Origin of the sequence: Exiguobacterium sp. RIT341 (assembly GCF_000632205.1) — a bacterium.
GTDB lineage: Bacteria > Bacillota > Bacilli > Exiguobacteriales > Exiguobacteriaceae > Exiguobacterium_A.
Genome location: NZ_JFYW01000001.1, coordinates 470,569 through 487,573, shown reverse-complemented (window position 1 = coordinate 487,573; position 17,005 = coordinate 470,569). Strand labels below are relative to the sequence as shown.

General features: G+C 47.0%; 19 protein-coding genes. All 19 read right to left on the bottom strand.

Features of this window, described 5'->3' with window-relative positions; all coding sequences use genetic code 11:
• Window positions 1-13 precede the first annotated feature (13 nt).
• A complete protein-coding gene (gene hslU, locus BW42_RS02410; RefSeq protein ID WP_035406964.1) occupies window positions 14-1,387 on the bottom strand; it encodes an ATP-dependent protease ATPase subunit HslU in 1,374 nt (457 codons plus the stop codon).
• Window positions 1,380-1,931 carry an ATP-dependent protease subunit HslV gene (gene hslV / locus BW42_RS02405; protein ID WP_023468727.1) on the bottom strand — a complete coding sequence of 184 codons (552 nt, stop codon included), beginning with the start codon at window positions 1,929-1,931 and terminating at the stop codon, window positions 1,380-1,382. Before hslV ends, hslU begins: the two co-directional genes overlap by 8 nt.
• A 14-nt stretch (window positions 1,932-1,945) precedes the next feature.
• Complete coding sequence (locus tag BW42_RS02400) at window positions 1,946-2,851, bottom strand: tyrosine recombinase XerC (protein WP_231496840.1); 906 nt, start codon at window positions 2,849-2,851, stop codon at window positions 1,946-1,948.
• Between the two features lie 145 nt (window positions 2,852-2,996).
• Window positions 2,997-4,301, bottom strand: coding sequence for an FADH(2)-oxidizing methylenetetrahydrofolate--tRNA-(uracil(54)-C(5))-methyltransferase TrmFO (trmFO, locus tag BW42_RS02395; protein WP_023468729.1), 1,305 nt, complete (start codon window positions 4,299-4,301; stop codon window positions 2,997-2,999).
• Window positions 4,302-4,304: 3 nt separating this feature from the next.
• Entirely contained in the window at window positions 4,305-6,401 is a 2,097-nt protein-coding gene (topA, locus tag BW42_RS02390) for a type I DNA topoisomerase (RefSeq protein ID WP_035406961.1), read from the bottom strand.
• Between the two features lie 47 nt (window positions 6,402-6,448).
• Window positions 6,449-7,276 carry a DNA-processing protein DprA gene (gene dprA, locus BW42_RS02385; protein WP_035406959.1) on the bottom strand — a complete coding sequence of 276 codons (828 nt, stop codon included), beginning with the start codon at window positions 7,274-7,276 and terminating at the stop codon, window positions 6,449-6,451.
• Window positions 7,277-7,358: 82 nt separating this feature from the next.
• Complete coding sequence (gene sucD / locus BW42_RS02380) at window positions 7,359-8,276, bottom strand: succinate--CoA ligase subunit alpha (RefSeq protein ID WP_035406957.1); 918 nt, start codon at window positions 8,274-8,276, stop codon at window positions 7,359-7,361.
• A gap of 13 nt (window positions 8,277-8,289) precedes the next feature.
• Window positions 8,290-9,450, bottom strand: coding sequence for an ADP-forming succinate--CoA ligase subunit beta (sucC, locus tag BW42_RS02375; protein WP_023468732.1), 1,161 nt, complete (start codon window positions 9,448-9,450; stop codon window positions 8,290-8,292).
• Window positions 9,451-9,537: 87 nt separating this feature from the next.
• Window positions 9,538-9,798: an EscU/YscU/HrcU family type III secretion system export apparatus switch protein gene (locus tag BW42_RS02370; RefSeq protein ID WP_035406955.1), complete on the bottom strand. Its 261-nt coding sequence runs from the start codon at window positions 9,796-9,798 to the stop codon at window positions 9,538-9,540.
• Complete coding sequence (locus BW42_RS02365) at window positions 9,795-10,661, bottom strand: flagellar hook-length control protein FliK (protein ID WP_035406953.1); 867 nt, start codon at window positions 10,659-10,661, stop codon at window positions 9,795-9,797. Before BW42_RS02365 ends, BW42_RS02370 begins: the two co-directional genes overlap by 4 nt.
• A gap of 12 nt (window positions 10,662-10,673) precedes the next feature.
• Window positions 10,674-11,426 (bottom strand): ribonuclease HII, encoded by a 753-nt coding sequence (locus BW42_RS02360; protein WP_035406951.1) that lies wholly within the window; start codon window positions 11,424-11,426, stop codon window positions 10,674-10,676.
• Window positions 11,427-11,477: 51 nt separating this feature from the next.
• Window positions 11,478-12,341, bottom strand: coding sequence for a ribosome biogenesis GTPase YlqF (ylqF, locus tag BW42_RS02355; RefSeq protein WP_035409511.1), 864 nt, complete (start codon window positions 12,339-12,341; stop codon window positions 11,478-11,480).
• Window positions 12,342-12,488: 147 nt separating this feature from the next.
• Window positions 12,489-13,028: a signal peptidase I gene (gene lepB, locus BW42_RS02350; protein WP_035406947.1), complete on the bottom strand. Its 540-nt coding sequence runs from the start codon at window positions 13,026-13,028 to the stop codon at window positions 12,489-12,491.
• A 104-nt stretch (window positions 13,029-13,132) separates the two neighbouring features.
• Complete coding sequence (gene rplS, locus BW42_RS02345) at window positions 13,133-13,486, bottom strand: 50S ribosomal protein L19 (RefSeq protein WP_023468738.1); 354 nt, start codon at window positions 13,484-13,486, stop codon at window positions 13,133-13,135.
• Window positions 13,487-13,598: 112 nt separating this feature from the next.
• On the bottom strand, window positions 13,599-14,327 hold the full coding sequence (trmD, locus tag BW42_RS02340) for a tRNA (guanosine(37)-N1)-methyltransferase TrmD (protein WP_035406944.1): 729 nt from the start codon (window positions 14,325-14,327) through the stop codon (window positions 13,599-13,601).
• Window positions 14,324-14,833, bottom strand: coding sequence for a ribosome maturation factor RimM (rimM, locus tag BW42_RS02335; protein WP_035406941.1), 510 nt, complete (start codon window positions 14,831-14,833; stop codon window positions 14,324-14,326). The genes trmD and rimM overlap by 4 nt, the downstream gene beginning before the upstream one ends.
• Window positions 14,834-14,894: 61 nt before the next feature.
• Window positions 14,895-15,170 (bottom strand): 30S ribosomal protein S16, encoded by a 276-nt coding sequence (rpsP, locus tag BW42_RS02330; RefSeq protein WP_023468741.1) that lies wholly within the window; start codon window positions 15,168-15,170, stop codon window positions 14,895-14,897.
• A 93-nt stretch (window positions 15,171-15,263) separates the two neighbouring features.
• Entirely contained in the window at window positions 15,264-16,613 is a 1,350-nt protein-coding gene (ffh, locus tag BW42_RS02325; protein ID WP_023468742.1) for a signal recognition particle protein, read from the bottom strand.
• Between the two features lie 12 nt (window positions 16,614-16,625).
• Complete coding sequence (locus BW42_RS02320; protein WP_023468743.1) at window positions 16,626-16,946, bottom strand: putative DNA-binding protein; 321 nt, start codon at window positions 16,944-16,946, stop codon at window positions 16,626-16,628.
• Between the last annotated feature and the right edge of the window lie 59 nt (window positions 16,947-17,005).

The following is a 17,005-nucleotide window of genomic DNA, read 5'->3' as shown; positions in this document are numbered from 1 at the left end:
TTCTTCCTCCACTTTATAAGATGAACTGACTTAAGTCTCGATCATCTGCTACTTTTCCAACACGATCCGTCACGTATTGTGGCGTGATCGTTACATCCGTTTCAGGCATGTCTGCTGCTTCGAAGGATAATTCTTCAAGTACGCGCTCCATGATCGTATACAAGCGCCGCGCTCCGATATTATCCGTCTCATCGTTTACCTGTGCAGCAATCCGTGCAATTTCACGAATGGCCTCTTCTGTAAAGGTGACATGAACGTGCTCTGCCCCTAGTAATGCTTTATATTGTTTGAGTAATGCTTGATTCGGTTCAGTTAAAATTTTAACAAAGTCATCTTCCGTCAAACTGTCGAGTTCGACACGGATCGGGAAACGACCTTGGAGTTCAGGAATTAGATCAGACGGTTTCGCCATATGGAATGCACCGGCAGCGATAAACAAGATATGATCCGTCTTGACTGGTCCATATTTCGTGACGATCGTCGATCCCTCAACGATCGGCAAAATATCTCGTTGAACACCTTCTCGTGAAACACCTGCTGAATCATGTCCCTTTGTCGCAATCTTATCAATCTCATCAACGAAAATGATGCCCATTTGTTCTGCACGGCGGACCGCTTCGTCATGAACTTCATTTAAGTCAAGCAATCGTTCCGCTTCTTCTGCGGTCAAAATCGGACGTGCTTCTTTAACCGTGAGCTGGCGCTTCTTCGTTTTCTTCGGCATGACTTGTCCAAGCATATCCTGAAGATTTGCGAGCCCCTCCATGCCTTGTTGTCCGGAGAATAAATCAACTTGACGTTCTTCAACATCGACCTCGATCATTCGATCTTCGAGTTGACCTGTCAGCAATTGCTGACGGAGTAGCGAACGATCAGCTGTTGCTTCCGATGTATCTGGCTCTTGCTGCTTTTGGTTCCCACCGAACAACATCTCAAACGGATTCGTTCCACCCCCGAGACCAGATGACGCTTTTTTGCCAGACAACGCATCAACGATTCGTTCGTTCGCCACTGCCTCCGCCCGATCTTTAAGCGCTTCTTTTTTCTCATCTTTGACAAGACGTAGAGACGCTTCCACAAGATCTCGTACCATCGATTCTACGTCGCGACCGACATATCCTACTTCCGTGAACTTCGTCGCTTCGATTTTGACGAACGGCGCTCGGACGAGTTTCGCGAGACGTCGCGCAATCTCTGTTTTTCCGACACCGGTAGGTCCGATCATCAGGATATTTTTTGGCGTGACTTCATCCCGCATCGATGCATCGAGTAATTGTCGACGGTATCGATTACGTAAAGCGATCGCCACCGCACGTTTAGCATCAGCTTGTCCGATGACATGTTCATTCAACTTCTCGACGATTTGTCTTGGCGTCAATTCATGCATGGTCATTGCCTCCGATCGTTTCTAAGATGATTTGATCGTTCGTAAAGACACAGAGTTCTCCAGCCGTCTCAAGCGCCGCACGAGCGATTTCTTCTGCCGTGAGATGACTTGCGTGTCGAGCTAACGCACGACCTGCAGCAAGCGCATAATTACCACCTGAACCGATCGCAAGAATGCCGTCATCCGGTTCGATGACTTCTCCGTTTCCGGATACAAGTAATAGATGTGTTCCATCCATGACGAGTAAGAGTGCTTCTAGTTGACGCAACATCTTATCGCCTCGCCATTCCTTCGCCAGTTCAACAGCTGCCCGTTGTAAGTTCCCGTTATACATTTCAAGCTTCGCTTCGAATTTTTCAAAGAGTGTAAACGCGTCCGCGACACTTCCAGCAAATCCGGCAATGACTTTGCCACCATAGAGGCGCCGTACTTTTTTCGCACTTTTCTTCATGATGACTTGGTTTCCGAAAGTCACCTGTCCGTCTCCACTCATCGCGGATTGTCCGTTATGTTGAATCGCAAAAATCGTCGTTGCATGAAACATCAATGTTTCCTCCCTTAGGCACGAGGATGTGCTTGTTGATAAACATGTCGTAATCGTTCCGTTGTTACGTGTGTATACTGACCGGTCGTCGAAAGAGATGCATGTCCAAGTAGCTCCTGGACCGCTCGCAAATCGGCTCCTCTTTCTAGCAGATCCGTCGCGAAACTATGACGAAGCGCATGGGGTGTCACATGTTTCCCAACGAGTTGTTCCCCTTTTTTCATGATTTTCCGAATCGCATCCGTCGTCAATCGACGTCCTGAATGAGACAAGAACAATGCTTGCTCATGACCTGCAACTGGATCTCGTGATGGTAAGTACAGTTCTAATGCATCTTTCGCAAAGGTTCCAATTGGCGCAATGCGCTCTTTCCCACCTTTTCCATACACATGGACGTAGGAATGATCAGTTGCGAGATCACGAAGATCCAGTTGAACGACCTCGCTGACTCGCATACCCGTCGCATATAAAAGTTCCACTAACGCGACATTCCGGTTACCAAGCGTATCACTCGATCGAAATGCATCGAGGAAACGTTCATATTCCGTTGGGACAAGGAATGTCGGAAGTCCTTGTTGTCGTTTTGGTGCTTTTAATCCATCAAATGGATTAGGTTCATCGGTGTCACGTGTCAAAAAACGACCAAATTGTTTGAGGCAGGAAACTTTTTGCGCAATCGTTGCTCGCGCCAGCTCCTGATCGTAAAGAGCATACAAATAACGCCGTGCACTTGCCAATTCAATCGATCGTAATTGATGATCGCGGCAAAAAGCGGCGTATTGTCGAAGTGTTTGATCATAAGAGCGACCTGTATTCGGAGATAATTGACGTTCAATATGAACATACCGCATGAAATCTTCTAGCAGTCGCTCAAAAGCAGTGTCTATCCCCATGAATGCGCCCCCTTCTGACCATTTCATTCTCGAATCGCCCTTAGCATAGCACAGACCAAGTAGTCTGACAATAGACCAAAAACCGAAAAATTAACGAAATTATCACGCTTTTATGACAAATTAAGAAATGGGGAGAAAGAGCGCTGAATCACGCCTTTCTCCCCATCAACAATCACATATCCGTGAAATCTTTGATCGCTTCAAGCGCTCGCTCTGCATAGAGCGCATACTTCTCTGGTTTTTTCATCCGAACCGGGTGACCGACAAGTGCCGGAACCAAACCGAAGTTGGCATTCATTGGCTGGAAATTTTTCCCCTCCGTCGTCGTGATGTAATGCGACATTGCACCCATCATCGTCTCTTGCGGGAATGTAACCGGTTCTGCCTCGTTAACAAGACGCGCCGCATTGATTCCGGCAGTCAAGCCGGATGCTGCTGACTCGACGTATCCTTCGACCCCTGTCATTTGACCAGCAAAGAACAAGTCGTCACGCGTACGTGTTTGATACGTCGGTTTCAACAAGTTCGGTGAGTTGACGAACGTGTTCCGATGCATAACACCATAACGGACGATTTCTGCATTTTCAAGACCTGGAATCAAACGAATGATCCGCTTTTGTTCGCCCCATTTTAAATGTGTCTGGAAGCCGACGAGATTAAACAGTGTCCCTGCTGAATTGTCTTGACGCAGTTGAACGACAGCATATGGTCGTTTTCCTGTTTTCGGATCTTCGAGTCCGACTGGCTTCATTGGTCCGAATAAGAGCGTTTTCGGACCACGAGAAGCGAGTACTTCAAAAGGCATGCATCCTTCGAAGTAAATCTCTTTTTCGAATTCCTTCAACGGAACGACTTCCGCATTGATTAGCTCGTCATAGAAGAGTTGGAATTCTTCTTCCGTCATTGGGCAATTCAAGTAGGCAGCTTCTCCTTTATCGTAACGCGATTTTAGGTACACCTTCTCACGATCGATTGTATCCCCGTCGAGAATCGGTGCCGCTGCATCGAAGAAGTACAGGTAATCTTCGCCTGTGAATTGTTTAAGTGATTCCGATAATGCCGCACTCGTCAACGGACCCGTCGCAACGATCGTCGGACCATCTGGAATCGCTTCGATTTCTTCATGGTGGACTGTAACGTTCGGATGGTTTTTCAACGTTTCTGTCACGTATCCTGCGAAGTCATGCCGATCGACAGCAAGTGCTCCACCTGCTGGGACGCTCGCTAAGTCTGCTGCTTTCATGATCAAGGAATCGAGCTGACGCATTTCTTCCTTTAATACACCGACTGCGTTCGTCAGCTGATTTGCCCGAAGTGAGTTCGAACAGACGAGTTCTGCGAATTGGTCTGTATGGTGCGCGGGTGTCTGTTTGACTGGCCGCATTTCATATAAATCTACTTGTACGCCGCGTTTTGCAAGTTGCCATGCTGCTTCAGAACCTGCAAGTCCAGCGCCGATTACCGTTACACGTTTCAACGGTCATTCCTCCTCTTGCTCCTGATCGATGCGTGTTTCATGATGTCCACAAGATGTACATTCTACTTTCACACCGTTCTTGATTTTCTTTTGTACCATCATACTGCTACATACCGGACATGGTTCTTCGACCGGTTTATCCCACGAAACGAACTCACATTCCGGATAGTTCGAACAACCGTAGAACAAACGTCCTTTTTTACTTCGTCGTTCGACGATATCACCGGTTCCACATGTCGGACACTTCACACCAATCTCGACTTGGATCGGTTTCGTGTTACGACACTCTGGGAAATTCGAGCACGCCATGAACTTACCATAACGTCCCATCTTTATGACCATCGGATGACCACAGACTTCACAATCTTCTCCAGCTGGTTCATCTTTGATTTCAATCTTCTCGATCTCTGCTTCCGCTCGTGTCAGACGTTTCGCAAAGGATTTATAGATTGGATCGACGACTTCCGTCCACTGCATGTCGCCTTTTTCGATCGCATCGAGTAGAGCTTCCATGTCTGCCGTGAACTGGACGGTGATGAACTCTTGGAAATAGTCGCTGATCATATCGATGACGAGTTCACCAAGTTCCGTTGGTAAGAATTTCTTCTCTTCAAGCGTCACGTAACCCCGTTTTTGAATCGTATCGAGTGTCGGCGCATACGTCGACGGACGACCAATTCCGAGTTCTTCCATCGCCCGGACAAGACGCGCTTCCGTATAACGTGGTGGTGGTTGAGTAAAGTGTTGCTTCGGTTCGATTGCTGATTGTTTCAACTCTTCCCCTTTATCAAGTGGAGGAAGTAATCCTTCCTTGACGTCGGTGACGGCCTCATCATCGGTATCTTCGATGTAAACCTTCATGAAGCCTGGGAATTTAACAGTTGATCCGTTCGCACGGAACATAACATCGTTCGAGACAAGGTCGATTTTGACGGTATCGAGAATTGCTGGCGCCATCTGACTTGCGACGAATCGTTCCCAGATCAGTTTATATAAACGGAATTGGTCACGCGATAGATACGATTTAACGAGTTGTGGTTCACGCATTGTCGAAGTCGGGCGAACCGCTTCGTGCGCATCCTGTGAGTTCGCTGATTTTTTTTCTTTGCGTTTTTCACTTGCGATGTATTCTTTTCCATACGCCTGCTCGATGAACCCGTGTGCTTCGAGGTTCGCCGATTCAGACGTCCGTGTTGAATCGGTACGCATATACGTGATCAAACCGACCGTACCTTCTTTTCCGATCTCGATTCCTTCGTATAGCTGTTGTGCGATCATCATTGTCTTCTTCGCTCGGAAATTCAGTTTACGTGCTGCTTCCTGTTGCAAAGAACTAGTCGTAAACGGTAACGCTGGATTCCGTTTCCGCTCTTTTTTCGTGACGGAATCAACTGTAAAGTCTTCTGAGAGTTGATTCAAGATTTGATCGACTTCTTCTTGCGAATGAAGTTCACGTTTCTTACCATCCACTCCGTAGAAGTTTGCTTCGAGCTTTTCACCGTTTGCATCGAGTTCGAGTTTGATCGTCCAGTATTCTTCTGGCATGAACGCATTGATTTCTTGTTCCCGGTCGATAATCATCTTTACGGCAACCGATTGTACACGTCCTGCAGATAAACCTTTTTTGATCTTCTTCCATAATAACGGACTCATGCTATAACCAACAAGGCGGTCCAAGATACGACGTGCTTGCTGTGCATCCACAAGATCATAATTGAGCTTGCGTGGTCGCTTAAACGAATCCTTGATGGCATCTTTCGTGATTTCATTGAAAACGACGCGGCACTCTGTTGATTCATCAACGCCTAATGCTTTGGCTAAATGCCATGCGATCGCTTCCCCTTCACGGTCGGGGTCGGCTGCGAGATAGATTTTTTGTGCTTTTTTCGCAGCTGTCTTGAGTTCTTTTAAGACCGGACCTTTACCACGGATCGTGATATATTTCGGTTCATAGTCATGTTCGACGTCGACTCCCATTTGGCTTTTCGGCAAGTCAATGACGTGCCCCATCGACGCTTTCACGGTATAGTTGGATCCGAGATAACGTTTAATGGTTTTTGCCTTAGCGGGTGACTCGACGATTACTAGATATTTTGCCATTGCAATCGCTCCCTATTAGAGGCGTACTCGTATTTTAATCTCACTTATCATAGTAGTCTCGATTCCCATTTGTCAACGTTCAGCCGAATAGTTTTTGAAACTTCTTCCGGATCAAGGAGTGGAATCGCTCCTTCTGCGATCAATTGATTCGTTCCGGCAAAGAACGTTTCAGTCGGACACCCCGGTAAACAATAGACATCTTTTCCTTGATCGAGTGCGTGACTTGCTGTGTTCATCGTACCACTTCGTTTTGCTGCCTCGACGATGATCAACGACGAGGACAAGCCGGCAATAATCCGATTTCGTTCTAGAAATTGAAATTTTTGAATGGGTGTGCCAGGTGGATATTCGGAGAGAAGAAGACCATTCGAGAAGATACGTTCAAAAAGAGCAGCATGGGAAGTAGGATATAGACGATCAAGTCCGCCGGCCAGAACCGCAATCGTTGTCTGTTGATGTTTTAAGGATAGACGATGGACGAGGGCATCGATGCCATATGCGCCTCCGGAAACGGTGGCGAGATCTGGATGAAAGAAGGGTTGTAGAAAATGCATGCGGGAAAGGTGTTGCGGTGAGGGAGTTCGACTACCGATGATACTGATGCGTGGAAGAGTTAGGCGGGACGGATCACCGCGGTAAAAGAGGGCATAGATAGGTTGAGGAATCGTCAGTAGTACGGTTGGAAACAGTGGATCTCCTTTAACTAGAATCGACTCTTCGATCCGATCAAGTTGCAGTGCTTGTTCATATCGTTTTCGAAGCCGATTTGAAACGGGTAATTCATGACTTGGAACGATTCCGAACCGTTCAATCAATTGAACAATCGGATACGGTACCTGACACATGGCGAAGCGGACATACAGTTCTCGATTCATGAGATCAACGCTCCTTCTTTAAGCTTCTTATTTATATAGAAGAAAGCCGTCCTGATTTGATCAGGACAGCTCTTTTTTTGATTTATTTGACTGTGCTGTTCGTCACGCACTCGTCATAGATCCCTGCTTCTTTGATGACACGGATTAACGTCTCACCAATGACAGCTGGTGTTTCTGCCACTTCAATTCCGTTTGCACGGAGTGTCTTGATTTTTTCAGCAGCTGTTCCTTTACCGCCGGAAATGATCGCACCTGCGTGACCCATCCGTTTACCGGCAGGAGCCGTTTGACCACCAATGAAACCGATGACTGGCTTCGTCATGTTCGCTTTGACCCACTCAGCCGCTTCTTCTTCCGCTGTTCCACCGATTTCACCTAACATGATGACGGCTTTTGTTTCTGGATCTTCATTGAACGCTTTTAGTGTATCGATGAAGTCTGTTCCATTGACTGGGTCGCCCCCGATACCGACAGCTGTCGATTGACCGATGCCTGCCGTCGTCAATTGATGAACGGCTTCATACGTCAACGTTCCAGAACGCGAAACGATTCCGACATGTCCCGGTGTATGGATGTATCCTGGCATGATACCAAGTTTTGCGACACCTGGAGTGATGACGCCTGGACAGTTTGGTCCGATAAGACGAACTGGCTTGCCCTCAAGGTAACGTTTTACTTTAACCATATCAAGGACTGGAATACCTTCCGTGATACAGATGATTAATGCGATGTTCGCATCTGCTGCTTCCATGATCGCATCTGCTGCGAATGCTGGTGGCACGTAGATAATCGATGCGTTCGCACCTGTTTTGTCGACCGCTTGTGCGACCGTATCGAAGACAGGAACACCACCAAGTACTTCCGTACCGCCTTTTCCTGGTGTGACACCACCTACGAGGTTTGTTCCGTAGTCGATCATCTGTTCACCATGGAACATCCCTTGATTACCTGTAATCCCTTGAATAATGACTTTCGTCGATTCGTTCACCCAAATACTCATCTTTAGCTCCCCCTTACTTCACGAGCGCAGCAATTTTTTCTGCGCCGTCTGCCATTGATGTAGCTGCTGTAATCGCTAGACCTGAATCTTTGAGAATTTGTTTTCCTGCATCAACATTCGTCCCTTCAAGACGAACGACGAGCGGCAATTCGAGACCGACTTCTTTTGTCGCCGCAACGATACCTTCTGCGATGACGTCACATTTCATGATTCCACCGAAAATGTTAACGAAAATCCCTTTAACGTTCTCATCCGACAAGATCAGTTTGAAGGCTTCTGTTACCTTCTCCTTCGTCGCACCACCACCGACATCAAGGAAGTTCGCAGGATCACCACTGAAGTGTTTGATGATATCCATCGTTGCCATGGCAAGACCAGCACCATTGACGAGGCAGCCGATATTTCCATCGAGCGCGATGTAGTTCAAATCACTCTTCGATGCTTCGACTTCGCGTGGATCTTCTTCTGTTTCATCACGTAACGCCACGATGTCCGCATGACGATATAATGCGTTCGAGTCGAAGTTCAACTTCGCGTCCAGCGCGAGAACTTCGCCATCCTTCGTCGTAACGAGTGGGTTAATTTCTGCGATCGAACAATCCTTGTCGACGAAGAAATTATAAAGTTTCGTGACCATACCGACGAACTTGTTGACGAGCTTCACAGGAACACCCATTGCGAACGCAAGTTTACGCGCTTGGAATCCTTGAAGACCAACTGCAGGATCGACGACTTCTTTAATGATTTTTTCCGGTGTCGCTTCCGCCACCTCTTCGATGTCCATACCACCTTCGCTTGATCCCATGATGACGACACGTCCTGTCACACGATCAAGTACGATTCCAAGATAGTATTCTTTATCAATCGCACAGCCTTCTTCTACGAGAAGACGTTGAACGACTTTTCCTTCGGGACCTGTTTGGTGCGTGACGAGCGTTTTGCCGAGTAACTCCGTCGCATATTCCTTCACTTCTTCTTGCGATTTCGCAAGCTTGACGCCACCTGCTTTACCGCGTCCCCCCGCGTGAATTTGAGCTTTGACGACTTTAATCGGGCCTGACAATTGTTCTGATGCATCGACCGCCTCTTCGACGGTGAAGGCTGCGATTCCGTTTGGTACGGGTACCCCGTACGAACGAAGTAATTCTTTTGCCTGATACTCATGTACATTCATGAAAAAATCCCCCTTAACCCCTTTAGTTTCGGCTCTTTCATTGTAGTTAAAATTGGAAGCGCTGTCTATCGTTATCGACCGAAAGCTTTATTTTTTCAGAATTCCATCTTGATCAAGACGATATAAAAAGGCGAATAATTCGGCAATGACACCATATAGTTCTTCTGGGATCTGTTCTGATACTTGAACAGCATCCAGTAACGTCATCAGCGTTTCGTCCTGCCGGATCGGAATATCGTGCTTTAATGCCTCTTCTAAAATCCGTTCCGCGATATGTTCTGATCCCTTAGCGACGACTTTCGGCGCATGCATTTGTTCTTCGTATGATAGAGCAATCGCTTTTTTCATATATGGAGATCCACCCTTCCATTACGCGTCGAGATATCATGTGGTATGCGTTCTTTCGTCTGCTCGATCCAATCGAATCGCCTCAACGCATAGCCCTGTTCCTCGAGTCGTGCTTGAATCTGAGGCGTATAGGCTTGCATGAACGTATCGACGTGCGCATTTGGATGAAAGACGGAGATCGAAACGTTCCGGTCTACGATCAAGACATCAATTGCGACCTCACCAAGCGTCGGTAATTGTAAGTATAAGACGATACGGGCATGATTTGGATCAAACGTTCGTTCGAACGGTGCTTCCATCATGAGATCAACATCTTCGAAAGGTCCGAATTGAGGTAATTGAAATAAATATACTCCTTTTCCTACTTCATTTGTTGCTTGAACGAGTTGTTGCGCTAAAATTTGATCACTCGTCTTTCGATCAAGCGATCGACCTGCCTCGTCGCCCTTTGCCAATTGAACGAGTTCAGTAAGAGCGTGTTTTAACTGCTTCGCTTCTCCTTCCGTCACAGGTTGACCGATTTGCCTTAGTATTTCCCGTGTTTCCGCAGTCGGTACCGTCTGGCGCTGTAAAAAGGAATCGAGTAACTGGGGTAATGCTGATTTTTGCGGGACAGACTCAGTCGAGATGATTTTTAAGACCGGTTGTCCTTCTGCTGAAACGACTTGAAAGCGATACATGCTCCCTTCTTTTAGTTCAGCCGTCGTCCCTGCCGTCAAGACGCGTTGACCGACCTGTAGTTCCATTAATCCGTCCGGCAACAGTTTTAAGACTTTGCCGACGATGTTTGCGCCTTCCCGTAACGGTAAGTTCGCATGATCGATGATTTTAAATGGTAGTAAGGCACGATGTTCGATGTGCATGCTCGATCCCTCCTAGAGACGTTCTTTGACAGGACGGAATGTTTTTCGGTGAATCGGTGTGACGCCCAGTGTATCAAGTGCTTGTAAATGCGTCGCAGTCCCGTAACCTGCGTGTGTTTCAAATCCGTATCCCGGATACTCGATCGCGTATTGTTCCATCATCACATCTCGTGTCTCTTTTGCGACGACGCTTGCTGCAGCGATGGAGACACTTCTCGCATCTCCTTTGATGAGAGAGAGTTGTGGTGTGTCGTCGTCGAGTGTCATCGCATCAACCAGCAAGGCATCAGGTTTGAGTTGACGAACCGCGACTTGCATTGCCCGTTTCGATGCTTGATAGATGTTGATCTCGTCAATTTCAGCTGGTTCGATGATGCCGACCGCAATCTCTGCAACGTCTTGTAGGTGTTTAAATGCCGCTTGTCGTTGTATTTTACTCATTTGTTTTGAATCCGTTAGGCCTGGATGATAGAACCCTTCTGGTAAGATGACAGCTGCCGCGACGACTGGACCAGCAAGCGGTCCCCGTCCCACTTCATCCACTCCGGCAATCCGTCTATATCCTTGCTGATGATACTGTTCTTCGAACGTGAACCGCTCCTTGAAATCGATCCGTTGTTGCTCTTCGAGGGCAAATCGTCGTTCTGTCTGACGAAACAGTGTATGCACCCCTTTTCGCGCGTCCGATGCGAGTTCCTGCTTCAATTGTGAAAACTCCTCGATCGTGATGTTGTGTAGACGTTCCTTTAATTCCGTAATCTTCATCTGTTTCGCTCCTTTGAAAAAAACTTGGACATCGAAGGATGTCCAAGTCCGTTATGCATGCGTTTCCCATTCTTCCACTGTTTCGAGCGTCACACGCCCTAGCTTTTCCGTCCGTAGTTCATGCAGAAGCATTTCACTCGTCCGTTCGAAATCGACGTAGCCACCTGAAACGAATCCGCGCTTTTTACCGATGGCTTCGAGTACATCAACCGCTTCTCCTGATACTTCGTCGAGACGATAACGCTCACGTAACTGCTCTGGATAACGCGTCTTTAGCTCACGAAGGGCAAACAGCGCAATATCATCGATGTTTAAGATATCATCCTTGATCGCTCCTGTCGCTGCCAACCGATACCCGACGACTTGATCGTCGAACTTCGGCCAGAGGATACCTGGTGTATCGAGTAATTCCATCTCGCCTGTCTTCATCTTGATCCATTGCTGGCGTTTCGTCACACCTGGGCGGTCACCCGTGATCGCGATGTTCCGACCGGCGAGTCGATTGATGAGTGTCGACTTCCCAACGTTTGGAATGCCGATGATCAAGGCACGAATCGCACTCGGATTCCGACCTTTCTCCCGCATTCGTGCATGTTTTTCTTTCATTAGTCGTAAAGCACCTTCATGAATTTGATTCAATCCTTTATTGTGCTTCGCGTCAACCGCGACGACATCAACACCATCTGCCCGTAATGCGTGCATCCACTGTTCTGTCACTCGTTTGTCCGCCATATCCGCTTTGTTGAGGACGATCAATCGTGGCTTACCTGCCGTGATTTGTTCGACCATCGGGTTACGGCTCGACATTGGAAGACGTGCATCGACAAGTTCGATCACGACATCGATCAACTTTAATTTTTCTGTAACTTCCCGCCGTGCTTTGGCCATGTGACCGGGGAACCATTGAATCGTCATATCCTTCACCTCGTTCATATATTCCTGGACTTCTTGCTGATCATACGATACTTGAAAAAACATCCACTCTCTAGTATACGCAACTTAAGACAAGAAAAGAAGATGAGGTACTTACTTTTCACGGTAAGCGTCTCATCTTCTTTCGTTTTAATCGACAGAGCGTACATCATTGAATGGATAGAATACGAAGTTCGTCGTTCCGACGATTTGATCCTCATCCACAAAACCGATATCACGACTATCTTTTGAATTTTGACGATTATCTCCCATGACGAATACTTTCCCTTTTGGAACAGTCGTTTTTCCTGTCCGTTCCTCAAGTGTAAAGTCCTCCGTCAATGGAACACCATTCATCTGAGCTTTGTACTCTTTTAAATACGGTTCAGCTACTTTCTTATCGTTGACGTACAACGTATCGTCTTTATAATACATCGTATCTCCCGGAACAGCGATCACTCGTTTGATATAGTCGCGTGTTTCCGTTGCATGAAAGACGACGATATCGCCTCTTTCTGGTTCATTAAAATAATACGGAATCTTATTGACGATCATCCGATCCGCATTGTGTAAGGTCGGCATCATCGATTCCCCATCGACGATGACGGGTACGAACAGGAACGTTCGAATGATGAACGCGATGACAAGCGCTACGACGAGCGCTTTTACCCAACTGAATAACTCCTTCACGAATTCCACTCCCTTGATTAACGCAATTTCTTCCTATGGACTAGTATACGCATAAACAACAAAAAAAAGAAGCTTGTCCGGAGACAAGCCACTTTTTCACATGATTAACGACGAATTTCTTTAATACGCGCCGCTTTACCACGAAGGTTACGGAGGTAGTAAAGTTTCGCACGACGGACTTTACCGTAGCGAACAACTTCGATTTGTGCAACACGTGGTGAGTGGAGCGGGAAAGCACGCTCAACGCCAACTCCGTAAGAAATTTTACGGACTGTGAATGTTTCACTGATGCCGCCACCGTGACGTTTGATGACTACGCCTTCGAAGAGCTGAATACGCTCACGCGTACCCTCGACGACTTTAACGTGTACACGGACTGTATCCCCAGGACGGAACGCAGGGACGTCTGACTTGATTTGTTCTTGTGTAAGTTCACGGAACAATTGTTGTGTGTTCATGAATGATTTCTCCTTTTTTCACCAATGTTCTTATCTTCATTTGCTTTCAGCATCCGACAGCGGAACATCGTTAATGGGTGGCTTTTGCCACATGTTTTAACTTATCATAGATTCAATCGTTTGACAATCCTGAAATCGATTCTAAATAAAGACGATCATCCTCGGTTAATGGAGCATCAGCCAACAGATCCGGACGACGCTCAAATGTCCGCTTCAGCGACTGTTCCCGTCGCCATTTTGCAATCCGGGCATGGTTGCCTGATAACAAGACGTCGGGTACCTGGTATCCGGCATATTCAGCAGGACGTGTATAGTGTGGATATTCAAGAAGTCCCGTCGAAAAGGAATCATCTTCATGACTCTCAGACGCACCGAGGACATCCGGTAAGAGGCGGACGACAGCGTCAATCATTGTCATCGCAGCCAGTTCCCCTCCCGTCAAGACGAAGTCCCCAAGCGAGACCTCATCCGTTACAAGGTGATCATGAATCCGCTGATCAAATCCTTCGTAATGACCACATAGGAAGACCAGTTCTTCTTCTTGTGCCCACTCTTCTGCCATCCGTTGCGAAAAACGTTTACCGGTCGGTGTCATGACGATGATTCGTCGTTTTCCTTCCGGCAGACTCGCCATCGCGTCGAAGACGGGTTGAGGGGTCAACAGCATGCCTGCTCCTCCACCATACGGATAATCATCGACTTTACCATGACGATTCGTCGAGAAGTCTCGAAAATTGATTGTTTCAAGACTGACGCGTTCATCATCTTGCGCTCGTTTGACTATTGAATGATCGAGCGCTGAAAACATTTCCGGAAACAACGTCAACACTCGGATGTTCATTCTTCAATCAATCCTGGAAGCGGTGTGATTTGGATACGTTTTTGCTCGACATCGACGGAAGCAACGACTTGCTCGATATACGGGATCAGGACATCCTTTTTCCCATCGCGTTTGATCGTCCAGACGTCGTTTGCGCCTGTTTCAAGAATGTCGGATACGACTCCGATTTTCGTCTCACCGTCATAAACCGTACAACCGATGATCTCATGATAGTAAAATTCATGCTCGTCTAAGTCTTGTAAATCTTCTGCGTGGACATAGAGTTTCAATCCTTTATACTTCTCGACGTCATTGATATGGTGCATCCCTTTGAACGTCACCATGATGAATTGTTTGTGTTTTCGGTAACTACTGATTGTCACCGGTGTGTACGTTCCGTCAGATCCAAGAAAAACTTCCTTCCCGACTTTAAAGCGTTCCTCCGGAAAATCCGTGCTCGCGAGTAACTTTAATTCACCTTTTAGACCATGTGTATTGGCGATTTTCGCAATTTCCAACCATTCCATTCATTTCACTTCCTTTCTTGAATTAAAAAAGGAGGTAAGCTTTTGCTCACCTCCTAACGTCTTACTTCGCGAGTTTCGCGTTGTGGAATTTCTCCATGATACCAGCTTGTGAGAAGAGGTTACGAACTGTGTCCGAAGGTTTAGCACCTTCAGAGAGCCATTTAAGAGCTAGCTCTTCGTTGATTTTAACTTCTGCTTCTGGTTTAGCAACTGGATTGTAGTATCCGATTTGCTCGATGAAACGACCATCACGTGGTGCACGTGAGTCTGCTACTACCACACGGTAGAAAGGTGATTTTTTTGCGCCCATGCGCTTAAGACGAATTTTAACTGCCATTCGTAAGTCCCTCCAAATAATAGATGATTTTTTCGTTTAGTCAAATTGACAACTTCATTAGTATACAACGTTACAGCAAAAGAGAAAAGACTTTTAAAAGAATGGAAGGCCAAAGCCTTTCTTTTTCCCTTTGCCCATCTGTCCGGAAAATTGTTTCATCATTTTCCGCATGTCTTCGAACTGTTTAATGAGACGGTTGACTTCTTGGATACTGCGTCCGCTACCACGGGCAATCCGCTTCCGACGACTCGCATTCAAGATTTCAGGTTCAGTCCGCTCTCGTTTCGTCATCGATTGGATAATCGCTTCGACATACACGAGTTGCTTCTCATCGATTTGGGCGTTTTTCAACCCCTTCATCTTCCCTTTACCTGCCCCAGGGATCATTCCCAACAGTTCGTCGAGTGGACCCATCTGTTTCACTTGCTGCAACTGCTCGATGAAATCATCGAATGTAAACGATGCATCGCGCATTTTGCTTTCTAACTCTTTGGCACGCGTAGCGTCCATTTGTGACTCTGCTTTTTCAATCAGTGTCAGCATGTCTCCCATGCCTAGAATCCGAGACGCCATCCGCTCGGGATAGAATGGTTCGATGGCATCGAGCTTCTCTCCAAGACCGACGAATTTAATCGGTGCTCCGGTGACTGCCTTGATGGAGAGTGCTGCACCACCTCGCGTATCTCCGTCGAGCTTCGTCAGAACAACCCCCGTCACGCCAAGCTTCTCGTTGAAGCTTTCTGCGACGTTGACGGCGTCCTGACCCGTCATCGAATCGACGACAAGGAAGATTTCATGCGGTTTGGCGATCTCTTTAACATCAACGAGTTCCTGCATTAGTTCCTCATCGACGTGCAGACGACCTGCCGTATCGATCAACACGATATCGTGATGATGCTCTTTTGCATAATCGAGTGCACCGGTAACGATTTCTTGCGGACTGACCTGATCTCCCATTGAGAAGACCGGCAACTCCAATTGTTTCCCGAGTGTCTCTAATTGTTTGATTGCTGCCGGACGATAAATATCCGCCGCAACAAGCAAAGGACTACGATTATGTTTTTTACGTAAATGATTGGCAAGCTTACCCGTTGTCGTTGTTTTACCTGCCCCTTGCAGACCTGTCATCATGATGACGGTCGGAGGACGGTTCGCAAGCGTCAATGGTGACACTTCCGCACCCATCAGATTCGTCAATTCATCATGGACGATCTTGACGACTTGTTGCCCTGGCGTCAAAGATGTCATGACGTCCTGTCCGACGGCACGTTCCTTTACATCATTTACGAATTGTTTGACGACCTTGAAGTTGACGTCGGCTTCAAGTAGCGCTAAGCGAACTTCGCGCATCATCTCTTTGACGTCTGCTTCAGAAATCTTACCTTTACCTCGCATTTTAGCGAGACTGGCTTGAAGCCGTTCCGATAATCCTTCGAATGCCATTAAGAATGCCTCCTACTCTAATTGCTCCAATGTCTCAATGATCACTAGGGCTTCACCCGGAAGGTCGCATTGCTTCAGCTGATCGAGTAACTGCTTTCGCCGTTCGTGTTTCTTGAACAGGGATAGTCGTTCTTCATACTGCTCGAGCATGGCTTCCGTGCGTTTTATGTTGTCGTAGACTGCTTGTCGGCTGACTTCAAACTCATCGGCGATCTCACCTAAGGAAAAGTCATCTAAGTAATAGAGTGACATGTAATTCCGTTGTTTTGGCGTCAAAAGCTCCTGATAAAAGTCAATCAGATAGTTCATCCGGTTCGTTTTATCAAGTGTCATCCGAGCACCTCCGCAATGTTAAGTGAAATTCCTTTACAGATAGTATAGTACAGCCCTCA

What these genes read in the sequence shown, in the direction of transcription:
- rpsP (WP_023468741.1), bottom strand. Translation starts at nt 15,170, where the DNA reads ATGGCAGTTAAAATTCGTCTTAAGCGCATGGGCGCAAAAAAATCACCT.
- dprA (WP_035406959.1), bottom strand. Translation starts at nt 7,276, where the DNA reads ATGAATCGAGAACTGTATGTCCGCTTCGCCATGTGTCAGGTACCGTAT.
- BW42_RS02370 (WP_035406955.1), bottom strand. Translation starts at nt 9,798, where the DNA reads ATGAAAAAAGCGATTGCTCTATCATACGAAGAACAAATGCATGCGCCG.
- ylqF (WP_035409511.1), bottom strand. Translation starts at nt 12,341, where the DNA reads ATGACGATTCAATGGTTCCCCGGTCACATGGCCAAAGCACGGCGGGAA.
- hslV (WP_023468727.1), bottom strand. Translation starts at nt 1,931, where the DNA reads ATGTTTCATGCAACGACGATTTTTGCGATTCAACATAACGGACAATCC.
- rplS (WP_023468738.1), bottom strand. Translation starts at nt 13,486, where the DNA reads ATGAACACACAACAATTGTTCCGTGAACTTACACAAGAACAAATCAAG.
- BW42_RS02365 (WP_035406953.1), bottom strand. Translation starts at nt 10,661, where the DNA reads ATGCACATCGAACATCGTGCCTTACTACCATTTAAAATCATCGATCAT.
- trmD (WP_035406944.1), bottom strand. Translation starts at nt 14,327, where the DNA reads ATGAACATCCGAGTGTTGACGTTGTTTCCGGAAATGTTTTCAGCGCTC.
- sucC (WP_023468732.1), bottom strand. Translation starts at nt 9,450, where the DNA reads ATGAATGTACATGAGTATCAGGCAAAAGAATTACTTCGTTCGTACGGG.
- rimM (WP_035406941.1), bottom strand. Translation starts at nt 14,833, where the DNA reads ATGGAATGGTTGGAAATTGCGAAAATCGCCAATACACATGGTCTAAAA.
- BW42_RS02320 (WP_023468743.1), bottom strand. Translation starts at nt 16,946, where the DNA reads ATGACACTTGATAAAACGAACCGGATGAACTATCTGATTGACTTTTAT.
- ffh (WP_023468742.1), bottom strand. Translation starts at nt 16,613, where the DNA reads ATGGCATTCGAAGGATTATCGGAACGGCTTCAAGCCAGTCTCGCTAAA.
- topA (WP_035406961.1), bottom strand. Translation starts at nt 6,401, where the DNA reads ATGGCAAAATATCTAGTAATCGTCGAGTCACCCGCTAAGGCAAAAACC.
- BW42_RS02360 (WP_035406951.1), bottom strand. Translation starts at nt 11,426, where the DNA reads ATGAAGATTACGGAATTAAAGGAACGTCTACACAACATCACGATCGAG.
- BW42_RS02400 (WP_231496840.1), bottom strand. Translation starts at nt 2,851, where the DNA reads ATGAAATGGTCAGAAGGGGGCGCATTCATGGGGATAGACACTGCTTTT.
- hslU (WP_035406964.1), bottom strand. Translation starts at nt 1,387, where the DNA reads ATGCATGAATTGACGCCAAGACAAATCGTCGAGAAGTTGAATGAACAT.
- sucD (WP_035406957.1), bottom strand. Translation starts at nt 8,276, where the DNA reads ATGAGTATTTGGGTGAACGAATCGACGAAAGTCATTATTCAAGGGATT.